At 54.6% G+C, this 23,611-nt stretch carries 20 protein-coding genes and 3 tRNA genes; 4 read left to right on the forward strand and 19 right to left on the reverse strand.

Going from position 1 to position 23,611, the window contains the following annotated elements:
* The first annotated feature begins 21 nt into the window (after positions 1 to 21).
* Positions 22 to 348, forward strand: a complete 327-nt coding sequence (gene bsmA, locus WH298_RS07315; RefSeq protein ID WP_180822571.1) for a biofilm peroxide resistance protein BsmA — start codon at positions 22 to 24, stop codon at positions 346 to 348.
* Here bsmA and WH298_RS07320 read toward each other — a convergent pair.
* From WH298_RS07320 to nnr, 15 genes are all read right to left on the reverse strand, one after another.
* Positions 322 to 1,950: an isovaleryl-CoA dehydrogenase gene (locus tag WH298_RS07320; protein WP_180822572.1), complete on the reverse strand. Its 1,629-nt coding sequence runs from the start codon at positions 1,948 to 1,950 to the stop codon at positions 322 to 324. The two genes, bsmA and WH298_RS07320, sit on opposite strands and share 27 nt — an antisense overlap.
* Before the next feature lie 83 nt (positions 1,951 to 2,033).
* Positions 2,034 to 2,768 carry a 23S rRNA (guanosine(2251)-2'-O)-methyltransferase RlmB gene (gene rlmB, locus WH298_RS07325; RefSeq protein WP_007892019.1) on the reverse strand — a complete coding sequence of 245 codons (735 nt, stop codon included), beginning with the start codon at positions 2,766 to 2,768 and terminating at the stop codon, positions 2,034 to 2,036.
* A gap of 123 nt (positions 2,769 to 2,891) precedes the next feature.
* Entirely contained in the window at positions 2,892 to 5,342 is a 2,451-nt protein-coding gene (gene rnr / locus WH298_RS07330) for a ribonuclease R (RefSeq protein WP_007892017.1), read from the reverse strand.
* Between the two features lie 16 nt (positions 5,343 to 5,358).
* Positions 5,359 to 5,802, reverse strand: coding sequence for a nitric oxide-sensing transcriptional repressor NsrR (gene nsrR, locus WH298_RS07335; protein ID WP_007892016.1), 444 nt, complete (start codon positions 5,800 to 5,802; stop codon positions 5,359 to 5,361).
* A gap of 314 nt (positions 5,803 to 6,116) precedes the next feature.
* Positions 6,117 to 7,415 carry an adenylosuccinate synthase gene (locus WH298_RS07340; RefSeq protein ID WP_007892015.1) on the reverse strand — a complete coding sequence of 433 codons (1,299 nt, stop codon included), beginning with the start codon at positions 7,413 to 7,415 and terminating at the stop codon, positions 6,117 to 6,119.
* A gap of 178 nt (positions 7,416 to 7,593) precedes the next feature.
* Positions 7,594 to 7,794 (reverse strand): DUF2065 domain-containing protein, encoded by a 201-nt coding sequence (locus WH298_RS07345; RefSeq protein WP_007892014.1) that lies wholly within the window; start codon positions 7,792 to 7,794, stop codon positions 7,594 to 7,596.
* A 57-nt stretch (positions 7,795 to 7,851) separates the two neighbouring features.
* A complete protein-coding gene (gene hflC / locus WH298_RS07350) occupies positions 7,852 to 8,856 on the reverse strand; it encodes a protease modulator HflC (protein ID WP_007892013.1) in 1,005 nt (334 codons plus the stop codon).
* 3 nt (positions 8,857 to 8,859) lie between these two features.
* Positions 8,860 to 10,092 (reverse strand): FtsH protease activity modulator HflK, encoded by a 1,233-nt coding sequence (gene hflK / locus WH298_RS07355; RefSeq protein ID WP_007892012.1) that lies wholly within the window; start codon positions 10,090 to 10,092, stop codon positions 8,860 to 8,862.
* A gap of 229 nt (positions 10,093 to 10,321) precedes the next feature.
* Positions 10,322 to 11,602, reverse strand: coding sequence for a ribosome rescue GTPase HflX (gene hflX, locus WH298_RS07360; protein WP_007892011.1), 1,281 nt, complete (start codon positions 11,600 to 11,602; stop codon positions 10,322 to 10,324).
* Between the two features lie 80 nt (positions 11,603 to 11,682).
* Positions 11,683 to 12,000 carry an RNA chaperone Hfq gene (gene hfq / locus WH298_RS07365; RefSeq protein WP_007892010.1) on the reverse strand — a complete coding sequence of 106 codons (318 nt, stop codon included), beginning with the start codon at positions 11,998 to 12,000 and terminating at the stop codon, positions 11,683 to 11,685.
* Positions 12,001 to 12,110: 110 nt separating this feature from the next.
* Complete coding sequence (gene miaA / locus WH298_RS07370) at positions 12,111 to 13,052, reverse strand: tRNA (adenosine(37)-N6)-dimethylallyltransferase MiaA (RefSeq protein WP_180822573.1); 942 nt, start codon at positions 13,050 to 13,052, stop codon at positions 12,111 to 12,113.
* Complete coding sequence (gene mutL / locus WH298_RS07375) at positions 13,045 to 14,901, reverse strand: DNA mismatch repair endonuclease MutL (protein ID WP_180822574.1); 1,857 nt, start codon at positions 14,899 to 14,901, stop codon at positions 13,045 to 13,047. Before mutL ends, miaA begins: the two co-directional genes overlap by 8 nt.
* A gap of 42 nt (positions 14,902 to 14,943) precedes the next feature.
* Complete coding sequence (gene amiB, locus WH298_RS07380) at positions 14,944 to 16,605, reverse strand: N-acetylmuramoyl-L-alanine amidase AmiB (RefSeq protein WP_180822575.1); 1,662 nt, start codon at positions 16,603 to 16,605, stop codon at positions 14,944 to 14,946.
* Positions 16,602 to 17,078, reverse strand: a complete 477-nt coding sequence (tsaE, locus tag WH298_RS07385; protein ID WP_180822576.1) for a tRNA (adenosine(37)-N6)-threonylcarbamoyltransferase complex ATPase subunit type 1 TsaE — start codon at positions 17,076 to 17,078, stop codon at positions 16,602 to 16,604. Before tsaE ends, amiB begins: the two co-directional genes overlap by 4 nt.
* Positions 17,079 to 17,081: 3 nt before the next feature.
* Positions 17,082 to 18,599, reverse strand: coding sequence for a bifunctional ADP-dependent NAD(P)H-hydrate dehydratase/NAD(P)H-hydrate epimerase (gene nnr / locus WH298_RS07390; RefSeq protein WP_180822577.1), 1,518 nt, complete (start codon positions 18,597 to 18,599; stop codon positions 17,082 to 17,084).
* Between nnr and queG the strand changes: the two genes are divergently transcribed.
* Entirely contained in the window at positions 18,598 to 19,737 is a 1,140-nt protein-coding gene (gene queG / locus WH298_RS07395; RefSeq protein ID WP_180822578.1) for a tRNA epoxyqueuosine(34) reductase QueG, read from the forward strand. The genes nnr and queG overlap by 2 nt on opposite strands.
* Before the next feature lie 434 nt (positions 19,738 to 20,171).
* On the opposite strand, the gene WH298_RS07400 is transcribed toward queG, so the two are convergent.
* The 4 genes from WH298_RS07400 to orn all read right to left on the reverse strand — a co-directional run bounded on the left by WH298_RS07400 (position 20,172) and on the right by orn (position 21,463).
* Positions 20,172 to 20,247 (reverse strand) — tRNA-Gly (locus WH298_RS07400).
* Between the two features lie 197 nt (positions 20,248 to 20,444).
* Positions 20,445 to 20,520: transfer RNA gene (locus WH298_RS07405), tRNA-Gly, on the reverse strand.
* Positions 20,521 to 20,546: 26 nt separating this feature from the next.
* Positions 20,547 to 20,622 (reverse strand) — tRNA-Gly (locus tag WH298_RS07410).
* A 292-nt stretch (positions 20,623 to 20,914) separates the two neighbouring features.
* Entirely contained in the window at positions 20,915 to 21,463 is a 549-nt protein-coding gene (orn, locus tag WH298_RS07415; protein ID WP_007891998.1) for an oligoribonuclease, read from the reverse strand.
* Between the two features lie 103 nt (positions 21,464 to 21,566).
* Between orn and rsgA the strand changes: the two genes are divergently transcribed.
* Positions 21,567 to 22,610 carry a small ribosomal subunit biogenesis GTPase RsgA gene (gene rsgA / locus WH298_RS07420; RefSeq protein WP_007891997.1) on the forward strand — a complete coding sequence of 348 codons (1,044 nt, stop codon included), beginning with the start codon at positions 21,567 to 21,569 and terminating at the stop codon, positions 22,608 to 22,610.
* A gap of 93 nt (positions 22,611 to 22,703) precedes the next feature.
* Positions 22,704 to 23,600: an archaetidylserine decarboxylase gene (gene asd, locus WH298_RS07425; protein ID WP_180822579.1), complete on the forward strand. Its 897-nt coding sequence runs from the start codon at positions 22,704 to 22,706 to the stop codon at positions 23,598 to 23,600.
* Positions 23,601 to 23,611: the final 11 nt, after the last annotated feature.

Consider the following 23,611-nt stretch of genomic DNA (forward strand, 5'->3'; position numbering starts at 1 on the left):
CTTCCTCCTTCTGGAGTTGCTATGCGTACTCTCTTTCTGACGTTGACTCTGCTGCTCAGCGGCTGCGCTGCTTTCACCACCACACCACAAGCACCGCCGTCACCGGGCAGTCAGGCGCAGGAAATTTCGCGCGCGCAGAGTTCCGGTCTGCCAAAACTGGGCAATATCACCGCCACCACGCGTGGTTCGCCGGATGATGCTCAACGTGCCATTGCCGCCAAAGCCAATCAGGCGGGCGCGGTCTATTATCAAATTGTAATGCTGGATGAGACCACTATTCCCAGCTTCTGGTACGCCACCGCCATTCTGTATGGTGCGCCATCAGCCAGCACTGGAGCGCAACAGTAAGCGCGCGCAGAGATCGTCAGTTAAGGCGCGTTTGCCGCGCATATCGAGGTGCTGCTGACACCAGCCATCAGCCAACGGCGGTTCGGCCACTTTTAGCAGGATCGCAGCACTGGCCAGTAATAACAGTTCACGCGTGACGTCTCGCGCCTGCTCTTCCCGCACATGGGCGAGCTGCAAACGCAGCTGGCGCCAGCGGCGATCGAAATGGCGATTGCTGCCTTTAACCGCATCAAATTCATCATGCAGCATGGCTATCACTTCAGAATGGCGCCCCATCACACGCAGTACATCAAGGCACATGACGTTGCCAGAGCCTTCCCAGATGCTGTTAACAGGCATTTCACGATACAGCCGCGGCAGTTCGCTCTCTTCGCAGTAGCCGATGCCGCCCAGCGCTTCCATCGCTTCCGCCACAAAGGGCATCCCCGCCTGGCAGACGACGAACTTAGCGGCGGGTGTGAACAAGCGGGCATATAAGCGTTCATGTTCGCTGGCGGGCGTTGACCAGGCGCGAGCCAGACGCATTAGCAGCGCGGTTTGCCCTTCCAGCTGCAGCGCCTGCTGCGCCAGCACTGCGCGCATCAGCGGCTGATCAATAAGGTTTTTGCCCATCACCTGGCGCTGCTGCGCATGATAGATGGCAATCGATAGCGCCCGGCGCATCTGCCCATGGCTACCTAACGCGCAGTCGAAGCGCGTCATGCCGCCCATTTTCAGGATCAGCCGCACGCCGTCGCCCTCTTCGCCCATCAGCCAACCCACCGCATCCTGAAACTCCACTTCAGCACTGGCGTTGGAGCGATTACCGAGTTTGTCTTTGAGACGTTCAATGCGAATCGCGTTGCGCGTGCCGTCCGGCAGCAGGCGTGGCAGGAAGAAGCAGCTCAGTCCTTGCGGGGTTTGCGCCAAAATCAGATGCGCATCGCTTTGCGGCACGGAGAAAAACCATTTGTGACCGGTGATGCGATACGCTGCGCCCGGCCCGCGCACGCCAAGTGGTTCAGCGCGCGTGGTGTTGCTCAACACATCGGTGCCGCCCTGCTTTTCCGTCATGCCCATGCCAATTAATAGGCCGCGTTTCTTATTGCCCGGCAGATGATGCGCATCGTAGCGATCGCTGAGCAAGGCTTCGCGCCAGTCAGCATAAGGTTCTGGCAGATGATTCTGCAGCAGTGGAATGGCGGCGTGCGTCATGGTCACCGGGCACAGCGAGCCCGCTTCGACCTGGGCATGCAGGATAAATCTGGCGGTACGCGCCACCATCGCCTGCGGCTGTACATCGGGCTGCCAGCTGAGATTGTGCAGCCGGCTGGCACACAGTCCCTGCATCAGCAGATGCCATGCTGGATGAAAACGTACTTCGTCGAGACGCTCCCCGCGCGCGTTGTAGCGCAGCAGCTCCGGCGCTTCGACGTTAGCCAATCGCCCCAATTCAAGGGATTCGGCACTGCCCAGCTGCAGCCCAACGGAAGCCAGCCATTCGCGGCCCCAGCTGGCGCCTTCGCGTACCACTGCCTCGCACAAGGCGCTATCGCGGGTAAACAGATTGCTGTTGCTGAGCGGCTGGGGCTGATTGAATACGGTGTGGGTGTGCCAATTCATACATCGTCCTCCTCATACTCATTTTTTAAGTATGAAGAGGATGTGCAGTTACGTCTGGTACAAAAACTATTTTGCGGTGGGGATCACGCCTGACGCTGACGAACGGCCTCGAACAGACAAACGCCGGTGGCCACAGATACGTTCAGTGACGAGACGCTACCTGCCATTGGGATGCTAATTAGCTCATCACAGTGTTCACGCGTGAGACGACGCATACCTTCACCTTCCGCGCCCATCACCAGCGCCATCGGGCCGGTCATTTTACTTTGATAAACGGTGTGATCGGCTTCACCCGCAGTGCCGACCACCCAGACGTTGTATTCCTGCAGCAAACGCAGGGTACGCGCCAGGTTCGTCACCCGAATCAACGGTACGTTTTCTGCCGCGCCGCTGGCGACTTTCTTCGCCGTGGCGTTCAGCGGTGCTGCGCGGTCTTTCGGCACGATGACGGCATGCACGCCGGCAGCATCTGCGCTACGCAGGCATGCGCCAAGATTGTGCGGATCGGTAACACCATCCAGCACCAGCAGGAACGGCTTCTCCAGGCTCTGCAGCAGATCCGGCAGATCACCTTCCTGGTACTGCTTGCCCGGTTTCACGCGCGCCACAATCCCCTGATGCACGCCGCCTTCAACCTGGCTATCCAGCCATTGACGATTGGCAACCTGCACCGGAATTCCCTGAGCTTCCAATGCGAGGATCAGCGGCTGCAGGCGACGATCTTCGCGGCCTTTAAGGATAAAGACTTCCTGAAAACGCTGAGGATCGCGTTCCAGCAGCGCCTGCACGCTATGAATACCAAAAATTATTTCGCTCATTACTTTGCTCAAGGTTGGATTTGAATCATAAATACAGAGGCCGTTATTCAGGTGCGCATAAATGCGCACCTTTCACAAACACGTCGATGGTCTGTACGGTCGTCTTTAATGACGACCAAACAATCAGGCTTCGCCAGGTTTCTTCTTCGACCCACGCTTAGCCTTGGTGGCGGCGGCGATTTTACGGGTTTTCTCCGAGACATTTTTGCCTTTTTTCTCGGTTTTGGCCGGTTTTTCAGCCACAGCAGGCTTTTTCTTCTCGCCGCGGAAGGCTGAATCAGGCTCGAAAGTCCCCTTTTTGCCGGCATCGCGACGACGTTTGGCTGGCGGTTTACCGCCACGCTTCTCACGCTCGCGCTCGGTTTTGCCTTCGCCACGTGGAACACGCTTGCTGGAGATCAGCGCGAAGTCGATTTTACGCTCGTCCATATGTACCGCATCAACGCGCACTTCAACCGCATCGCCAAGGCGATAGGTACGGCCGCCAGACTCACCAATCAGGCGCTGGCCCACCGCATCGAAGCGATAATAGTCGTTATCCAGCGACGAAACATGTACCAAACCATCGATAAACAGATCGTTGAGGCGCACAAAGAAACCAAAGCCAGTCACGCTGGAGATCACGCCGCTGAACACGTTGCCCACCTGATCCTGCATGAAATCACACTTCAGCCAATCGGCAACATCACGCGTGGCTTCATCAGCACGACGTTCCGTCAGCGAACAGTGTTGGCCCAGCTGCAGCATTTGCTGCATATCATAGTGATAACCGCCAGTTGGCGTAGTAATGCCATCCACTTCGCCCCGCTCTTTCGCCAGCAGATATTTGATGGCGCGATGCAGCAGCAGATCCGGATAGCGACGGATCGGCGAGGTAAAGTGCGCATATGAAGCCAGCGCCAGGCCGAAGTGACCGCGGTTTTCCGGATCGTAGACCGCCTGTTTCATCGAGCGCAGCAGCATGGTCTGCAGCATTTCTGCGTCTGGACGATCGGCAACTTGCTTCAGCAGATCGGCATAATCCGTAGGATGTGGCTTGGCACCGCCCGGCAGGCTTAAGCCCAGCTCGTTCAGCACGGTACGGAAGCTCTTGATGCTGTCTTCGCTTGGACGATCGTGATCGCGGAACAACGCAGGCTCTTCATTTTTCTCAACAAAACGCGCTGAGGCGATGTTGGCGAGAATCATGCACTCTTCAATCAGCTTGTGCGCATCATTGCGTGAGGTGCGCTCGACGCGCTCAATACGACGCTCCGCGTTGAAGATAAACTTGGCTTCGTCGGTCTCAAACGAAATGCCGCCACGCTGCTCACGTGCAGTTTCCAGTACCTGGTACATGTTGTGTAGCTCATGCAGATGGGGAACCTGCGCTGCGTATTGTTCACACAGATCGGCATCACCTTGCAGAATGTTCCACACTTTGTTGTACGTCAGTCGCGCATGCGAATTCATCACCGCTTCATAGTGTTTGAAACCGGTGAGCTTGCCGCTGGAGGAGACGGTCATCTCACACACCATGCACAAACGATCAACCTGCGGATTCAGCGAGCACAAGCCGTTGGAGAGAATTTCCGGCAGCATCGGGATAACCTGCGATGGGAAATACACCGAGGTGCCGCGCTGATGCGCTTCATCATCCAGCGGCGTGCCCGGACGCACGTAATAACTTACATCGGCAATCGCCACCCACAAGCGCCAGCCGCCACCGCGCTTCTTCTCGCAGAAAACGGCGTCATCAAAGTCGCGCGCATCTTCGCCATCAATGGTGACCAGCGGCAGCTTACGTAAATCAACGCGTCCTTTCTTCGCCTCTTCCGGCACGTCTTCTTTCAGCTTAGCGACCTGTTTTTCAACTTCTTCCGGCCAGGTATGCGGAATCTCATGGGTACGCACGGCCATATCCACGGCAAGGCTGGTGCCCATATCATCGCCAAGCAGTTCGGTAATTTTGCCAAGCGCTTTGTTGCGACGCGTGGCACGTTGAGTGATCTCAACCACCACTACCGAGCCCATGCGCGCGTTGAGCGTCTCTTCTTGCGGGATTAGGATGTCGAAGCTCAGACGGCTGTCATCAGGCACCACAAAGCCGGTCCCCGCATCGGTAAAGTAGCGCCCAACGATCTGGCTGTTACGTGGCTCCAGCACGCGTACCACGCGCGCCTCGCGACGACCTTTACGATCGGCGCTGCCCGGCTGTGCCAGAATCACATCGCCATGCAGGCAGAACTTCATCTGCTCAGCTGAGAGATAGAAATCATCTTTCTGACCTTCAACGCGCAGGAAGCCATAGCCATCACGATGGCCAATCACTTTGCCACGAATCAGATCCAGACGTTCTGGTAAGGCGTAACATTGACGGCGAGTAAACACCAACTGACCATCACGCTCCATGGCGCGTAGACGGCGGCGCAGCGCTTCCAGCTGCTCTTCGCTGGTGATATTCAGTTCCTGCGCGATGTCATCGCGGTTTGTTGGTTTTTCCCGTTTCTCAAGCAGAGCCAGAATGAACTCACGGCTCGGAATAGGGTTTTCGTATTTTTCAGCTTCTCTATCCTGAAAAGGATCTTTTGACATTACGGTTCCTCCGATGTCATTTAATTTGGATTGCCACCGGCGGTTCGGACAATAAAAGTTGGTACAACGCATCGTTGTTTCTGACCAAATCGGCCAGCGTGTACCTGTCCAGTTCCTTGAGGAATAGCTGGACCGCATCGTGTAGCGCTTTACGCAAACGACAGGCTGGTGTGATGGAACACTCTTCGCAGTTCACGAGCTGCAAGGGCTCCATTTTTCTCACCACATCGCCAATCACGATTTTTTCCGGGTCCATGCCTAAACGAATTCCGCCGTTTTTACCGCGTGTTGCGGCGACAAAGCCAGCCCGGCTAAGTTGGTTGATGATTTTAACCATATGGTTACGCGACACCCCGTAGGTATCGGTGACTTCGGTAATGTTAGTCTGCTTACCTTCCGGCAACGTCGCCATGTAAATCAGGGCACGCAGACCATAATCGGTAAAACTTGTTAGCTGCACATAGACCTCAGTGAATCATCGGACGTTATGGTTATGCGCCGGTCGGCGTGATGTTTAAATATGATGATAAACCAGAGCGTGGTGGCCGGTGCGTTTTTTTCCTGCAAGTATCGATATTTGCAAGAAAAAATAGAGTGAGTGGAGTCAAATATTGTCTATAGCCTAAATAATTCGAGCTGGAGGAAGGCGGCAAGTGGGTAAATCCCCAAGCGCTTACTCACGTAAGAGACTGGGGTGAGCACGCGCAGCCAACGCGCCTGCAGCTTGAAGTATTTAGGTTATATTGAGGCCGGGCGATGCCCGGCCTCAAAAGATTATGCGTCGAACGGATCGCGCAGAATCATGGTCTCACTGCGGTCTGGGCCGGTAGAAATAATATCAATCGGCACACCGGTCACTTCTTCTACACGCTTGATATAGTCACGTGCAGCTTGCGGCAAACCTTCCAGCGTCTTAACGCCGAACGTGGTCTCGCTCCAGCCTGGCATGGTTTCGTAGATCGGCTCAATGCCTTCCCAGCCTTCCGCAGCCAGCGGCGTGGTGGTCATTTCGCGGCCATCTGGCATGCGATAAGCCACGCAGATTTTTACTTCTTTCAGGCCATCCAGCACGTCCAGCTTGGTCATGCAGAAACCTGACAGCGAGTTGATCTGCACTGCACGGCGAACTGCCACCGCGTCCAGCCAGCCGGTGCGACGACGACGACCGGTAGTCGCGCCAAACTCGTGGCCCTGCGCGCACAGGAATTCGCCGGTTTCGTCGAACAGTTCGGTCGGGAATGGACCAGCGCCAACACGCGTTGAATACGCCTTCACGATACCCAGCACGTAATCAACGTAACGTGGACCAATGCCTGAACCGGTCGCCACGCCACCTGCGGTGGTGTTAGAAGAGGTCACGTACGGATAGGTACCGTGATCGATATCCAGCAGCGTACCCTGCGCGCCTTCGAACATGATCAGATCGCCACGCTTGCGCGCGCCATCCAGCAGATCAGACACATCAACGACCATGCTGGTAATGATATCGGCAACTGCCAGCGTATCACTCAGCACTTTTTCGTAGTCAACTGCATCAGTTTTGTAATAGTTAACCAGCTGGAAGTTGTAGAAATCGACGATCTCTTTCAGCTTCACCGCGAAGGTTTCTTTGTTGAAGAGATCGCTCACGCGCAGACCGCGACGTGCCACTTTGTCTTCATAAGCTGGACCGATACCACGACCGGTGGTGCCGATAGCTTTGGCGCCGCGCGCTTTTTCACGTGCTACATCCATTGCTACGTGGTATTGCAGAATCAATGGGCAGGCTTCAGAGATCAGCAGACGTTCACGTACCGGCACACCGCGTTCTTCAAGGCCTTTCATCTCTTTCATCAGCGCTTCAGGCGACAGCACAACGCCGTTACCAATGATGCTGGTGACGTTTTCACGCAAGATGCCAGATGGAATTAAGTGAAGGACGGTTTTTTCACCGTTGATGACAAGTGTATGGCCTGCATTGTGGCCACCTTGGTAACGCACGACGTAATTCGCGCGCTCTGTCAGAAGGTCTACGATCTTACCTTTACCTTCGTCACCCCATTGGGTGCCCAGTACGACGACGTTCTTACCCATTTTTTCAAAATCACCGATTGCTTAAAAATGGATTCTACCACCTGACTTTTACTCTTTCAGCACTTTTAGCATACGATTGCGCTGTTTTTTGCCTGAGTTTTGCTCAGCTCACAACATGTTGGGTACACAACGGCCATCAGACACAATTGAACCCCTGCGACCTCACATAATTTTTCATTTACGATCGCGTATGCATGCTGATCATCGCGTAAATCACCACGCCAGCAACGACTAAACCACCGCCAAAACGATGCAAAAGGCGATCGGGTAACTGTGTCATTGCCAGTATCATGCGCCGCCAGGCTCGTGGCATAAACATCGGCCCAAGTCCTTCCAGCACCAAAACTAAAGCCAGCGCCATCCAGATGGTTGTGTTCATGATTTTTTCCCAAAAAAAAGGCCGACAACATTGTCGGCCTGGACTTTATATCAGTTCTTAACGCGTGGCGTTAGAGGGCGCTTTCATATAGCGGAAGAAATCGCTATCCGGGCTCAATACCAACACATCCTGATTATCTGAGAAACTATTCTCATAGGCACGCAGACTGCGGATAAAGGCGTAGAAATCCGGATCCTTGCTAAAGGCATCAGCAAACAGTTTTGCCGCTTCACCATCACCTTCACCCCGTGAAATCAGCGCTTCACGCTGAGCTTCTGCCAGCGTACGCGTCACCTGATAATCAGCCTGCGCACGCAGTTTTTCTGCCTCTTCCTGGCCTTGTGAACGCTGACTACGCGCTACCGCTTCACGCTCGGCGCGCATACGGTTGTAGATCGCGTCAGACACTTCCGTTGGCAGGTTGATCTGCTTAATACGCACGTCGACGACCTGGATACCCAACGCCGCCATGCTGTTCGGATTAGGTGCTGGTTCACTGCTGTTGGTTTCACGCTCTACACGTGCCGCCGCATTAGCAATCGCATCATCCGCAGCTGGCGTCTGAACGTCATCATCATTGCCGGCGCTGCCGGTGTTGAGCGCATCACGCACGTCGGTGGTCAATCGACCACGCGAATCGGTCACGATGTCTTTCACATCCAGACGGCCCATTTCAGAGCGCAGACGGTCACTGAACTTACGTTTCAGCAACACTTCGGCCTGAGAAACGTCGCCACCGCCGGTTGCCAGGTAGTAACGGCTGAAATCGCTGATGCGCCATTTGATGTAGGAATCAACGATCAGGTCTTTCTTCTCTTTGGTGACAAAACGGTCGGCCTGATTGTCCATGGTCTGAATGCGCGCATCCAATGACTTCATGGTTTCAATAAACGGAATCTTGAAATGCAGACCCGGTGCATACACCAGCGGTTTGTTTTCGTCATCACGCAGAACCTTACCAAAGCGCAGCACGATGCCACGTTGGCCTTCCTGCACCACGAACAGTGACGCGTAAAGCACCACCAGCACTACAATAATTACGGCGATGATTGGCTTACGCATCGATTACTCCCTCCCTTGGCGCTGGGTATCGTTGCGCAGCGCATTGGCGCGACGCTGATCCATGATGCTGTCTGGACTGTATGACGAGGTATCACTACGGCTTGCATTGCTATCAGAAGACGAAGGTGACTTCATTAAATTAGTCATTTTTTGACCGCCCTGGCCAGATTGACCACCGCGCATCAACTGATCCAATGGCAGAACCGTCAAATTGCTGCCACGATCGCTGATCAATACTTTGCGGGTATGGCTCAACACGCGTTCCATGGTTTCAATGTAGAGACGCTCTTTGGTGATTTCCGGTGCGGCTTTGTATTCCGGCAGCAAGCGAGCGAAACGGGCAACTTCACCCTGCGCTTCTAGCACCGTACGTTCTTTGTAGGCGCGACCTTCTTCAAGGATACGCTGCGCCTGACCATTGGCACGCGGCTGGACTTCATTCGAATACGCTTCGGCTTCACGCACATACTGCTCACGGTTTTCACGCGCGGCAATCGCATCATCAAACGATGCTTTTACTTCTTCCGGTGGACGCGCCGCCTGGAAGTTTACATCCAGCAGGGTAATACCCATATTGTACGGACGGATGGTTTCGTCGAGCTCACGCTGCGTTTCGCTACGCACCACGGTACGACCTTCCGTCAGGATGCGGTCCATGGTCGAGCGCCCAATCACGCCACGTAAGGCGCTATCAGTGGCCTGACGCAGACTGTCGTCGGCGCTGGTTACCGCATACAGATAACGTTCTGGATCGGTTACGCGGTACTGCACGTTCATCTCAACGCGCACCACGTTCTCGTCCGAGGTCAGCATCACGCCAGACGCCGCCAGTTCACGTACGGCTTCAACGTTCACCGCACGAACCTGATCGATAAAGGTCGGTTTCCAGTTAAGGCCTGGCTCAACCAGATGGCTGAATTTGCCAAAGCGGGTGACGACGCCACGTTCCGCTTCTTTGATAGTGTAGAAACCGCTAGCCGCCCAGATAACCACGGCCGCTACGGCAACGATGCCAACAACTTTGCCACCGCTACCGCCGCTGCGCTGACCGTTATCATTCTGTTTGCCACCGCCCAGTCCGCCGAGTTTTTTACTCAGCTTACGGAAGATATCATCCAGATCAGGTGGTCCCTGATCGCGACCTCCTTTATTTCCCCCAGAGTTGCCGCCTTGATTATTGCTGCTTCCCCACGGGTCGCGGTCCTGTCCGTTATTTCCGGGCTGATTCCACGCCATGTCTCTACTCCATTTATTGTATTTACGGTTTTACCCTTCATCTTTCGGATTGCAGCTGCGTTGGCTGCCTTCACGCACCCCAGTCACTTACCAATGTAAGCTCCTGGGGATTTGCTCAGTTGCCGCCTTGCCGCAATCCGAAATATTCGCGTAAAACCATAATATTTCGGCCTGCAACGATAATTACTACAACCTGAAATCTTTTTTGGGTAAGTGCGATTGGGCAATATCAAACAATATAACTGGCTAGCGACGGCTCTTGCTTACACAGACGACGCCAGTCAACAATCGGCATACGCACGTGCAAACTTACACAGCCATCATCTTCATTCCATTCTTTTTCTATTGCGTGTAGCTGGTAAAAACGACTGCGTAAACGGCCTGCTTCAGGCGGCAGACGCAAATCGTACTGCGCAATTTCACCGGCTAAACGCTCTGAGAGCGCCTGCCACAACAGCGGTAGGCCTACGCCGCTCTGTGCAGATAACCAAACACGTATCGGCTGGTTCTCTTCGTTACGATCGATACGCGGCACAAAATCCTCCAGCATATCGATTTTGTTCATGATCAACAGAGCCGGAATTTCATCGGCTTCAATCTCTTCCAGAACTTCGTTAACGGCATCAATGTTGTCATTCACGCGCAAATCGGCAGCATCAATCACGTGCAACAGTAGTGTCGCCTGCCGCGTTTCCTGCAGGGTGGCTTTAAATGCCGCCACTAAATCATGCGGCAAGTGACGAATAAAACCTACCGTATCGGCTAACACCACCTCACCCACATCCGCCACGTTAAGGCGGCGCAGAGTCGGATCCAGTGTCGCGAAGAGTTGGTCCGCTACGTAGACATCCGCAGAGGTAATCGCGTTAAACAGAGTGGATTTGCCGGCGTTGGTGTATCCCACCAGCGAAACTGTTGGCACGTCAGCTTTGGCGCGCGCTTGCCTACCCTGATCGCGCTGTTTTTCGACGCGTTCAAGCCGGGAGAGAATCTGACTAATACGACCACGCAGCAAGCGGCGGTCCGTTTCCAGCTGAGTTTCACCTGGACCACGTAAACCGATACCGCCTTTCTGGCGTTCAAGGTGTGTCCACCCGCGAACCAAACGGGTTGCTAAATGGCGTAGTTGTGCCAGCTCGACCTGCAATTTCCCCTCATGGGTGCGGGCGCGCTGGGCGAAAATATCGAGAATTAAGCCGGTGCGATCGATTACGCGACATTCGCACAGCCGTTCAAGATTACGTTCCTGAGCAGGAGTTAAGGCATGATCGAATAAAACGACCGATGCTCCACTCGCTTTTACCGCATCGGCAATTTCAACTGCCTTTCCTTCACCGACAAAATATTTGGGATGTGGCGCTTTACGGCTGCCCGTAATGACTTGCAGCGCTTCGACGCCCGCAGAAGAGACAAGAGTTTCAAACTCCTGCAAATCTTCCAGCTCTTTGTCTTGGGAGAACCAGATGTGTACCAGTACGGCCTGCTCACCGGCATCATAACGGTCAAACAAGCTATAACCTCGCTAAAATAAAATAACCAGGACAGGAAAACGCTCTCGTTCTCCAGCCCTGGCTTTACGGCAGCGCAAAATTATTCTGCGTTATCGCCGTCTTGTTGTGGCTGCGACTGAGCGCCTTGGCTGCTTCCGCTGTGATGATAGTTGCTGCTACCACCGCTGCCGCCCGCGTTATTGCTATGGTGCGACACTGGGCGAGAAGGAACCACTGTAGAGATGGCGTGCTTATACACCATCTGGCTAACCGTGTTTTTTAACAGAATGACGAACTGATCAAAGGATTCAATTTGCCCTTGCAGCTTAATACCATTCACCAAATAGATCGAAACCGGTACACGTTCACGACGCAATGCGTTCAAAAACGGGTCTTGTAAAGATTGCCCCTTAGCCATTCTATCTTTTCCTTATATGCTTGTTGTTTGTTGCTTTAAGAACCGTGGTTCAGAAAAACTGCGTAAAAATTTGCGCACGATAACGAACCAATTGTACACAATCATCCCTGCTACGCACTAACTGCCTTAAGCACCGCATTACGCGCTAACTCTGGCTCATCACTGTTTAACCAGTGTACTTCAGGCCAGCCACGTAACCAGGTCATCTGGCGTTTAGCGAGCTGCCGAGTGGCGCAAATTCCCCGATAAACCATTTCGTCGTAATCGATTTCACCTGATAGATAAGACCACATCTGGCGATAACCCACACAACGAATGGAAGGCATGTCCGTATGCAAATCACCTCGCGCAAACAGTGCACGAGCCTCCGCTTCAAATCCTGACGCTAGCATCTGGTCGTAACGCAACGCAATGCGTTGATGTATCAGCTCACGACTCGCAGGAGCGATAGCAAACTGGTACACGTCGTAGGGTAACGCTTCGCCGGAAGTTTTTGTCAGTTCCGTTAAAGTTTTACCCGAAATAAAAAAAACTTCCAGTGCTCGCGAAAGTCTCTGCGGATCATTCGGATGAATACGACTACCGGCGACCGGATCGATTTCACACAGCTGGCGGTGCAAGGCTTCCCAACCTTTCTCCGCCGCCATTTGCTCTATCCGCTGACGCACCTCGGGATCGGCCGAGGGCAACGGCGACAATCCTTCAAGCAAAGCCTTGAAATAGAGCATGGTTCCACCAACAAGCAACGGAATCTTCCCCTTCCGGGTGATTTCCGCCATTTCTGCCAACGCATCGCGACGAAACTCTGCGGCGGAATACGCTTCCGCAGGATCGCGAATGTCCAGCAAACGATGGGGCGCCAGTGCTAACTCTTCTGCCGACGGTTTCGCCGTGCCAATATCCATCCCGCGATAGATTAAGGCAGAGTCAACGCTAATAAGTTCCACCGGAAGCTCCTGACGCAGCGAAATCGCTAATGCCGTCTTACCGGAGGCGGTAGGCCCCATCAAAAAAATTGCCTTTGGCCGGCTAGCCTGGTTTAGTTCACTCATGCTTCAACGCGTTAATCGCGCTCTCAATCTCAATGGTCTGTAACAGACCTGAAGGCGGCGACTTCAGCAGTTGCGGACAGAGCCTTTCCAGCTCTGCCAGCAGTGCAATCGCCTGCGAGTGATTCCAGTGAGCGTCTTCTGCATCATCTCGACGCGCCAGCCATTGAGCCAACGCGGATACAGAAATCTCTTGCTGCCGGGCCAGGTAGCCTAACAGTTCTGGAATCAAGATTTGTAAATTTTGTGTTCGTAACGGTAAAGGAACCGCGCGTAGCGTCACATGCTGCCCTTCTCGTTGTAAATCAATGCCCATTAAGCGTAGCAGCGTCGATTGCGCATCAATAACAGCCAGCTCCGGCGCAGCAATTTTCAGGCGAACCGGGATCAGCAACGGCTGCGGTTTTAATCCCTCTTCCCCTGGTTGCAGCTGGGCCTGTTTTAGCCAGCGAGCGGCAACCGCCAACGATAATAGTTGCAGTTGATTACCGCGTTCCAGCAGCGCGTAGCGTTCCTGCAACACACTTAACACGCGACCGAAACTTTGTGCGTGAGCAGCCAACGGGGCTTCACGCGCTTCAGGCTGCCTGGCGGGTATAGGCGCAGGAACGGGCGCAGCACGCGCGACCTCGGCGACTGGCGTTTTGATCAACTGCTTATAGGCCGCCCCTTCACGCGCACTGTAACTGGGTTCCTTACTTTGCCAACTCGTACTGGCGCCAGCAGCAAAACCATCACCGCTGCGCGGCGTGTTGCCCGGCTGGGCAAAGTGATTAGCCCCCGCTGCCTGACGATTTTCTGGCTGCCACTTGGGTGCAGGTTCTTCAGCATGTGAAATGGGTAATTCCGCGGCGCGGCTGGCTTGCAGTGCACTCATCACGCCTTGCCAGATAAAGTCGTGTACCAAACGTGACTGGTGGAAACGCACCTCATGCTTAGCCGGGTGCACATTAACATCCACCTGATGTGGATCGATCTCCAGATAGAGCACATATGCCGGCTGCTGATCGTCGCCAAGCTGTGTTTGATACGCCTGGCGAATCGCGTGATTGATCAGCTTGTCACGCATCATGCGTCCGTTGACGTAGCAATATTGCAGATCGGTGACCTGACGCGAACCGTTTGGATCGGCGACCCAACCGCGCAGCGCTAAATCGTCATGCTGCCACTCAATACGCAACGCATGCTGCATAAATGTGGTGCCACAAATCGCACCTAACCGCCGCTCCCGCTGCGCATCTTCGCTCACCGCGCGATACTGGCGCATCAGCTTGCCGTTGTGGCTCAGCGAAATCGCCACATCAAAGCGGGCCAACGCAATGCGACGGATCACCTCGTCGATATGGGTAAATTCGGTCTTTTCGGTGCGCATGAATTTGCGGCGTGCGGGCGTGTTGTAGAACAGGTCGAGCACTTCCAGCGAGGTGCCCACCGGATGCGCAGCCGGTTTCACCGTCACATCCATATCGCGCCCTTCGGCATAGGCTTGCCACGCTTCAGTTTGATCGGCCGTGCGCGAAGTCAGGGTTAAGCGCGAAACGGAGCTGATACTGGCGAGCGCTTCGCCACGGAAACCGAGGCTCATTATCGCTTCAAGGTCGTCAAGTGACGCAATTTTACTGGTCGCATGCCGCGCCAGCGCCATCGCCAGTTCAGCTTTAGCGATGCCACAGCCGTTGTCGCGAATGCGGATAAGCTTAGCGCCGCCTTTCTCAATATCGACATCAATGCGCGTGGCACCGGCGTCGAGGCTGTTTTCCACCAGCTCTTTTACAACCGACGCCGGGCGCTCAACCACTTCGCCTGCGGCAATTTGGTTCGCCAGCTGAGGCGGTAAAATCTGTATTGGCATGGTGGTGATCCTTCTGCGGATTGGCTCACAGGGAGCCAATAATCAGGATTGCGGAATTTTTAAGTTTTGCCCCAGCATCACATTGCTCGACTTCATGTTATTCGCCTGCATGATAGCTTTCGAGCTCACGCCATAGTGTGCTGCAATGGCCGTTAGCGAATCGCCACGCACCACTTTATGTCGCGTTGGACGGCTCGTGGCCGCAACGCTGACGCTGGATTTCGCTGGCACCTTCAAGCGCTGACCAACCCAAACCACATCGCGCTTCAGACTATTCATCTCACGTAACGTCGCCATGCTCACGCCATATTTTGCCGCAATGCCTGACAGCGTTTCGCCCCGCGTGACGGTATGACGCTGCGTCGCGCCGGTATATTGCACCGTGCCGGTCGCCGGGTTGCTGGCGACGCTAACCGCTGGTGCGCTGTCCAGCGGCCGGTTTTCCTCCTTTGGGATCGATTGCAGCGGATGCGTGAGGAAATAATTGCGCAAGCCTTTATAAATCGACTGAGCAATTTTCTCCTGATACGCGCTGCTGCCAAGCAGCCGCTCCTCCGCGGCGTTACTGATAAAGCCGGTTTCGACCAGTAAAGAAGGAATATCCGGGGAACGTAATACGCCAAGGCTGGCATGTTCCGGCAGACGTTTATGCAGCGGCGTAATACCGCGCAGTTGCTGCAAGACTTTGACGGCAACGTCATAGCCTACACGCTGTGAATGACCAAACTGCAGATCCAACACTGCCTGGCTGAGATAGGGATCGGCCTGGCTGTTCGCCAGCAAATCGCCTGCGCCACCCAGCAGCTCAGATTGTTTCTCTTTTTGCTCCAGCCAGTTAGCCATTTCGTTATTGGCGCGACGATTTGACAGCACCCAAACCGATGCGCCCGTGGCCGAGTGGTTTGGCGCGGCGTCCGCGTGAATCGAAACCAACAGGTTGGCGTTCTCTTTACGCGCAACCTCGGAACGGCCCATTACCGAGATGAAGTAGTCGCCATTACGCGTCAGAACCGGCTTGAACATCGGATCCCGATCCATTAGCGCCTTCAATTTCCGCGCAATTGAGATGGTGACGTTTTTCTCGTGCAAACCGTGCTGGCCGGATGCACCCGGATCCTGGCCGCCGTGTCCGGCATCAATCGCCACAATTACCACATCGTTGCGGCTTAACGCTCCGCCGGGACGAACGGTGGTATCGCTGCTGGTGACGGCGGTAACCTGATTGGCGTTAAAGGGATTGCTCTGGCTGCGGCTCTGATTCTGGCTTTCACGCGCCGTTGTGACCGGCGCCGCGGCGGTGGTACGTTTCGCTGGCTGCATGCCGCGAATAGTGAACACCACGCGATAATTATTGCCATCACGCTGCGTGCTGGCGCGAGTTTGTGCGGCCTGCGTCAGTTCGAACACCAGACGTAGGCTCTGCTTATCCTTCGGCTGGCTGTGACGAATGCGCTGCACAATGTTTTCACCGCTGAAATTCAACGGCAAACCTTTGATGGCGCCGCTTTGACGAATATCCAGCACCACGCGATTGGGATTATGCAGCGGGAAAAAACCATACACCGGCTGGCCATTAAAGCTCAGCGTGACGGTAGCCTGGCTATCGCCATTCTCGACTTTGATATCTGACAAAGTGGCAGAGAGCGCCGAGGCAGAAAACAGGCACAGCAAGCCCAGTACAATGATTTTCATCCGTGACTTCATGCCTGATCCCTGCCTTGCTGGAAATGGTGTAACAGCGCTTCGCCAATAGCGGAAACTGCACTTATTTCGGCTTCACGTGCCGCGTCAACGTAGCGCAGCGTCAGCGCTAAATCGGGTTCAGGCAATACGCCAGTGCCCTGTTGCGGCCACTCCACCAGACATAGCGCATCGCCGGTGAAATAGTCACGAATGCCCATAAACTCCAGCTCTTCGGGATCGGCGAGACGATAGAGATCGAAATGGTAGAGCGTGCGCGAACCCAATTCGTAGGGCTCAACCAAGGTGTAAGTTGGACTTTTAACGTTACCTTGATGGCCGAGCGCCTGCAGAAAGCCACGACTAAAGGTGGTTTTTCCGGCACCCAGATCGCCATAAAGATAGATCACCAGCGCGCTATTGCAGACGCGCGCCAATTGCGCACCCAGATTCAGGGTTGCCGCCTCATCGGGCAAAGGGATAACACAGCTCTTCATGCTTTATTGTTGGATCATCTCTGGATTAACAAACTGCCACAGCAGTTCGAACAAATCAGTGGCTAACATGCCGCGCGTACCACGCTGACGCGCAATGGCATCGGCAGTTGCCCCATGCGCGACACAGCCTGCGCAGGCTGCCTCAAATAGTGTCAATTTCTGGCCCAGCAGGGCCGCAATAATACCGCTCAATACATCGCCCATGCCGCCGGATGCCATGCCCGCATTGCCGACATCGGCAATGGCAACTTCACCCGCCGCGCTGGCAATGATCGTGCCCGCGCCTTTCAGTACCACCACGCCGCCGTAGCGTTTTACCAAGGCATGCGCTGCATGTAAGCGGTCACTTTCAATTTCACTGGTTTTCATCCCCAGCAAGCGCGCAGCTTCACCAGGATGGGGCGTAATGATGCGATTCTGACGGTTATCCTGCTTGATTGCCAGCAGGTTAAGCGCATCCGCATCCCAAAGCATTGGCTTTTCACTGGCCGCAATCTTTTTCAGTGCCTTCTGAGCCCAATCGCGCTGGCCGAGTCCCGGTCCAACGGCAATCACATCGGCCCACTCCAGTGCCCGTTCGAGACGCTCATCACTGAGCGCATCAACCATTAATTCCGGCCGCGCGGTGAGAATCGGGCCAATATTATCTTCATGCGTGAGCACACGTACAAGCCCGGCGCCACTGCGCAGAGCCGCTTCACCGGTCATGCGAATGGCGCCCGCCGTGCCGCTATCGCCGCCGACGACTAACAAACGCCCCTGATCGCCTTTATGTGAGGTGGCGCGGCGCGGTTTAAGCCAGCGCGCTAAATCATTGGCGTCATAGCGTGAAACAGGTGCCTGTTCAGCGCACAGGAAGGAGGACAAGCCCAACTCATCATTATGCAAAATGCCCACGTAATCACGCGCCTTGCCGGTTAACTGGCCGGGTTTGAGGGCAATCATGCTAAGCGTGTGATCGGCGATGATGGTCGCGCCCGGCGCCGTGCCATTTGCCGCCACCAGACCAGAAGGAATATCAATCGCCAGCACCGGCGCGGCGTGCGAATTAGCCATGTCGATTAAGCGATCGTAGGGCGCAGCTGGCGCGCGATTGAGCCCGGTGCCGAGCAGCGCATCGACTATCACATCAACTTGCTGTGGCCAGGGCGCATCCGCTGCATGGATCACGCCGCCCGCCGCCAGCCATGCGTCTTGCGCTTGCTGCGCCTCTTCCGGCAAAGCCTTGCTGCTTTCACACGCCAGCAGCGTCACATTTACGCCTGCTGCCTGCGCCAATCGCGCCACCACATAACCATCGCCGCCGTTATTGCCGTGCCCGCACAGAACCAACCAGTACTGCGCCTGCGGCCAGAGGTGGCGAGCTAATTCATAGCTCGCCTGTCCCGCGCGTTGCATCAACTCAAATAGCGTTAAGCCCAGGCTATCGGCAGCATCACGTTCCAGTTGTGCCATCGCCTGCGCAGGCCAGACAGAGTGTGTTAAACTGCGCGCGTTTGCTTCAATTGCCTGGTTTCTCATGTCATACCCTCTCGATCTTCAGCAGCTCGCTCAACAAATTAAACAGTGGGGACGCGAACTCGGTTTCCAACAGGTTGGTATTTGCGATACCGATCTCAGCGCCGAAGAGCCCAAACTGCAGGCGTGGCTGGATAAGCAGTATCACGGCGAGATGGATTGGATGGCGCGCCACGGCATGATGCGCGCGCGTCCGCATGAACTGCTGCCTGGCACGCTGCGCGTGATTAGCGTGCGCATGAACTACCTTCCTGCCAAAGCCGCTTTTGCCAGCACGTTAAAAAATCCTCAGCTTGGCTATGTTAGCCGCTATGCCCTTGGTCGCGACTATCACAAAGTATTACGCAATCGACTGAAAAAGCTCGGAGAAATGATTCAGGCGCACTGCGGCGAACTCAATTTTCGTCCGTTCGTCGATTCCGCGCCCATTCTCGAACGCCCGATTGCCGCTAAAGCGGGACTGGGCTGGACCGGTAAACATTCGCTGATTCTCAATCGTGAAGCCGGCTCATGGTTCTTCCTTGGCGAGCTGCTGATTGACCTGCCGCTGCCGGTCGATCAGCCCCAGGAAGAGCAGTGTGGGCGCTGTGTCGCCTGCATCACCATCTGCCCTACTGCCGCTATCGTCGAGCCTTACGTAGTGGATGCGCGCCGCTGCATCTCCTATCTCACCATCGAATTGGAAGGCGCAATTCCCGAAGAGTTCCGTCCGCTGATTGGTAATCGAATTTATGGTTGCGACGATTGCCAGCTGATTTGCCCGTGGAATCGCTACGGCCAACTGACCGATGAAGATGATTTCTCCCCGCGCGCCGTACTACACGCGCCGCCGCTGACCGATCTGTTCAAATGGGATGAAGCCAAGTTCCTGCGCATTACCGAAGGGTCAGCGATTCGACGTATTGGGCATTTACGCTGGTTGCGAAACATTGCCGTGGCTTTAGGCAATGCGCCGTGGACAGAGGAAAATATGACGGCATTAGCATCACGCAATGGCGAGCATCCGCTGCTTGATGAGCACATTGAGTGGGCGATGGCACAGCAGTTGCAGAAACGCGCAGCGCAGGCAGTAGAAGTGCAGCCAGCGAAGAAACAGCGGCTGGTGCGCGCCGTCGAAAAAGGCCTGCCACGTGATGCGTGATTGAGCAGTCGCACAGGATAAAACTCTTTTCCACATGCTGTGAATAAAATTATCCAACTGAATAGTGACGGAGATCGTAATTTCGTCTAAAGAGTAAAATTACAGTCTGAAATAACCAAAAATTATTATAAATCATGGGCTTGTTGGGTTTCTGTAAATAATTGCGTCACGTTTAGCGCGCAGGAGTTATTCCAGAGCCTGTGGATAACTCTGTTCAAAACAGTTTTGTATATCGGGGAAAACGCCGTCAGCACGATGCAGGCACATTGTGGATAACCTGTAAGGTAACTGCGACAGACTCAGGCATCATGAGTGCAAGCAAGGCGTGTAAAACTTCCAGAAAAAAACCATGTCACATGAGATCGATAAAGATCTGCAGCTGTTTTAATTCTGATTGCGCCTAAGGGCAAATAACATTAGTGAATATGAAAATCTGGAGCGGGAAACGAGACTCGAACTCGCGACCCCGACCTTGGCAAGGTCGTGCTCTACCAACTGAGCTATTCCCGCATAATCTTCGTATTTTAGTCTGCTACTGCGTTGGCTGCCTTCACTCACCCAGGTTACTTACTCATGTAAGCTCCCAGTGATTCGTTCAGTTGCTGCCTTGTTGCAAACTAAAATACGCGATTCTGACTCTTCGTATTTTTGTCACAACAACCACGCTAAGGACTAAATCCGTGATTTGGATGGTTTACTACAAACTCTGGAGCGGGAAACGAGACTCGAACTCGCGACCCCGACCTTGGCAAGGTCGTGCTCTACCAACTGAGCTATTCCCGCATTAGAGGTTTACTGCTAAACGAAATTGGAGCGGGAAACGAGACTCGAACTCGCGACCCCGACCTTGGCAAGGTCGTGCTCTACCAACTGAGCTATTCCCGCATAATCTTCGTATTTAAGCTGGCGACTGCGTTGGCTGCCTTCACTCAATCAGGTCACTTACTGAAGTAAGCTCCCAGATATTCGCTCAGTTGCCGCCTTGTTGCCAACTTAACTACTCGATTCTGTATTTCGCTGTACTGCTTCGTTCCGTATAAAATTCTTCACCGGTACGGGGTGCGCATTATACGAGAAATCCTTTCAGTCGCAAGAGTCTAAAAGCAAAATTTTGCGCTTTCCGCGCGATCGCTGCTTTAATCGACAACCTGATGATTTCCTGCGCACCCACCGTCGATTAAAGCTGCAAGAAGTGTTCGCGATAGTAAGCCAGCTCTGCAACAGATTCACGAATATCATCCAGCGCCTGGTGGCTGCCGGATTTTTTGAAGCCTGGCAAAATACCCGGTTTCCAGCGGCGAGCCAGCTCTTTCAGCGTGCTGACGTCAAGATAGCGATAGTGGAAATAGGCTTCCAGCTCAGGCATGTACTTGAACAGAAAGCGGCGATCCTGACCAATGCTATTGCCGCAAATCGGCGAGGTATTGGCCGGCACCCACTGTTTGAGGAATTCGATGGTGGCCAGCTCCGCAGCGCGATCGTCGTGCTGGCTGGCCTTCACGCGCGCCACTAAACCGCTATTGGTGTGGGTACGAACGTTCCAGTCATCCATCAGCGCGAGCTGATCGTCAGATTGATGCACCGCGAATACCGGACCTTCTGCCAGGATGTTGAGATTGGCATCGGTGACGATAGTGGCGATCTCAATAATGCGATCGCGCTCCGGATCTAATCCGGTCATTTCGAGGTCGATCCAAATCAGGTTGTTTTCATTTCCAGCTGTCATGCGTTTCCCGCCTGTTGCCAAAGTCGTCATTAAACTCATTTCAGGTGTATCATAGACGTTTTGCCCAGCAGGGCGAAGCCTGGCGAAAGCCGTGAGAGGATGCGTGAGTAAAAACAAACTGTCGAAAGGTCAACAACGTCGCGTAAGCGCCAACCATCAGCGTCGTCTGCAGCAACGGAGTGATAAGCCGGAGCCGGATGATAGCCTGTTTGGAGAAGCGGCTGATGGCGTGGTGATCAGCCGTTTCGGCATGCACGCAGACGTGGAAGATAGCGAAGGCGTTGTGCATCGCTGCAACATCCGCCGCACCATTCGCTCGCTGGTCACCGGCGATCGTGTGTTGTGGCGCGTGGCCATTGGCGGCGGCAAAGGGATCGTTGAAGCGGTACACGATCGCAAAACGGTGCTAACCCGCCCTGACTTCTATGACGGCGTGAAACCGATCGCCGCTAACATCGATCAGATCATTATTGTATCGGCGATCCTGCCGGAGCTGTCGCTTAACATCATCGATCGCTATCTGGTGGCCAGCGAAACCCTTGGCGTCGAGCCACTGCTGGTTCTCAATAAAACCGATCTGCTGGATGCCGAAGGTCGCGCGTTTGTCGACGAACAGATGGAGATCTATCGCAACATTGGTTATCGCGTATTGATGGTGTCCAGCCACGCCAAAGATGGCCTGGTTGAGCTGGAAAGCGCCTTAACCGGTCGCGTCAGCATCTTTGCTGGTCAATCCGGCGTGGGCAAATCCAGCCTGTTGAATAACCTGCTTGGCCTGGATGTGGCGGCTGAAATTCTGACCAACGATGTCTCGAACGTTTCCGGTCTTGGACAACACACCACCACCGCTTCACGCCTCTATCACTTCCCGGCAGGTGGCGACGTGATCGACTCCCCGGGCGTGCGCGAGTTCGGTTTATGGCACCTGGAGCCGGAACAAGTGACGCGTGGATTTGTCGAATTCCGTGAGTTTCTCGGTAGTTGTCGTTTCCGCGACTGTAAGCATGATACCGATCCCGGCTGCGCGATTCGCGAAGCGGTAGAAGAAGGCAAAATTGATATCTCCCGCTTCGATAACTACCACCGAATTCTGGAGAGTATGGCGCAGGTAAAGACGCGTAAAAACTTTTCCTCCGACGCAGATTAACGAGTACAACGGCACATTCGCCAACGAGCTGGGGCGCTGCTACAATCCGCCCCCCTTTTTGTTAACGACACGTAATTAAGCCAGGAGGCAACGGTGTTTGATCGTTTTAAACTCGGCCTGAATCATATTTTGCCTAAAAAAGGGCTCACCGAGCTCGCCGGTTGGGGCGCTAGCCGTCGTGGTGGCTGGCTCACCAAAGCGGTCATCGACATCTTTGTCTGGTACTACAAAGTGGATATGGCAGAAGCCAGCAAGCCACATACCGGCAGCTACCGCACCTTCAACGATTTCTTTGTGCGTCCGTTAAAAGAGGGCGCGCGTCCCATCGATCCTGATGCCACTTTATTGGCGCTGCCAGCCGATGGCGCGATTAGCCAGCTGGGCCGCATTGCCGGCTATCAGATCTTCCAGGCCAAAGGCCACACCTACAGCCTGCAGGCGCTGCTGGCGGGTAACGACGATTTGGCGGCGCAGTTTAACGACGGTGAGTTCGTTACCACTTACCTCGCCCCGCGCGATTATCACCGCGTGCACATGCCCTGTAACGGCATCCTGCGCGAGATGATCTACGTGCCTGGCGATCTGTATTCGGTGAACCCGCTGACCGCGCGCAACATTCCCAACCTTTTCGCACGTAATGAACGCGTGATCTGCGTTTTCGATACCGATCATGGCCCGATGGTGCAGATCCTGGTCGGCGCCACCATTGTTGGCAGCATCGAAACCGTGTGGGCGGGAACTATTACGCCACCGCGCGAAGGGGTGATCAAACGCTGGCGCTATCCTTCTGCCGAACATGACGGTGCGGTGGTGCTGCTGAAAGGCCAGGAAATGGGCCGCTTCAAATTGGGTTCAACGGTTATCAACCTGTTCGCGCCTCATCGCGTGAAGCTGGCCGAAAGCCTCGAAGCCGAAAGTAAAACCCGCCTCGGTCAGCCGCTGGCCATCGCCCTGCCTCAGCCCGGCGACAGCGTCTCACTTAGCAAATAACCCGGAACCTC

Source organism: Pantoea nemavictus (assembly GCF_037479095.1).
GTDB lineage: Bacteria > Pseudomonadota > Gammaproteobacteria > Enterobacterales > Enterobacteriaceae > Pantoea > Pantoea nemavictus.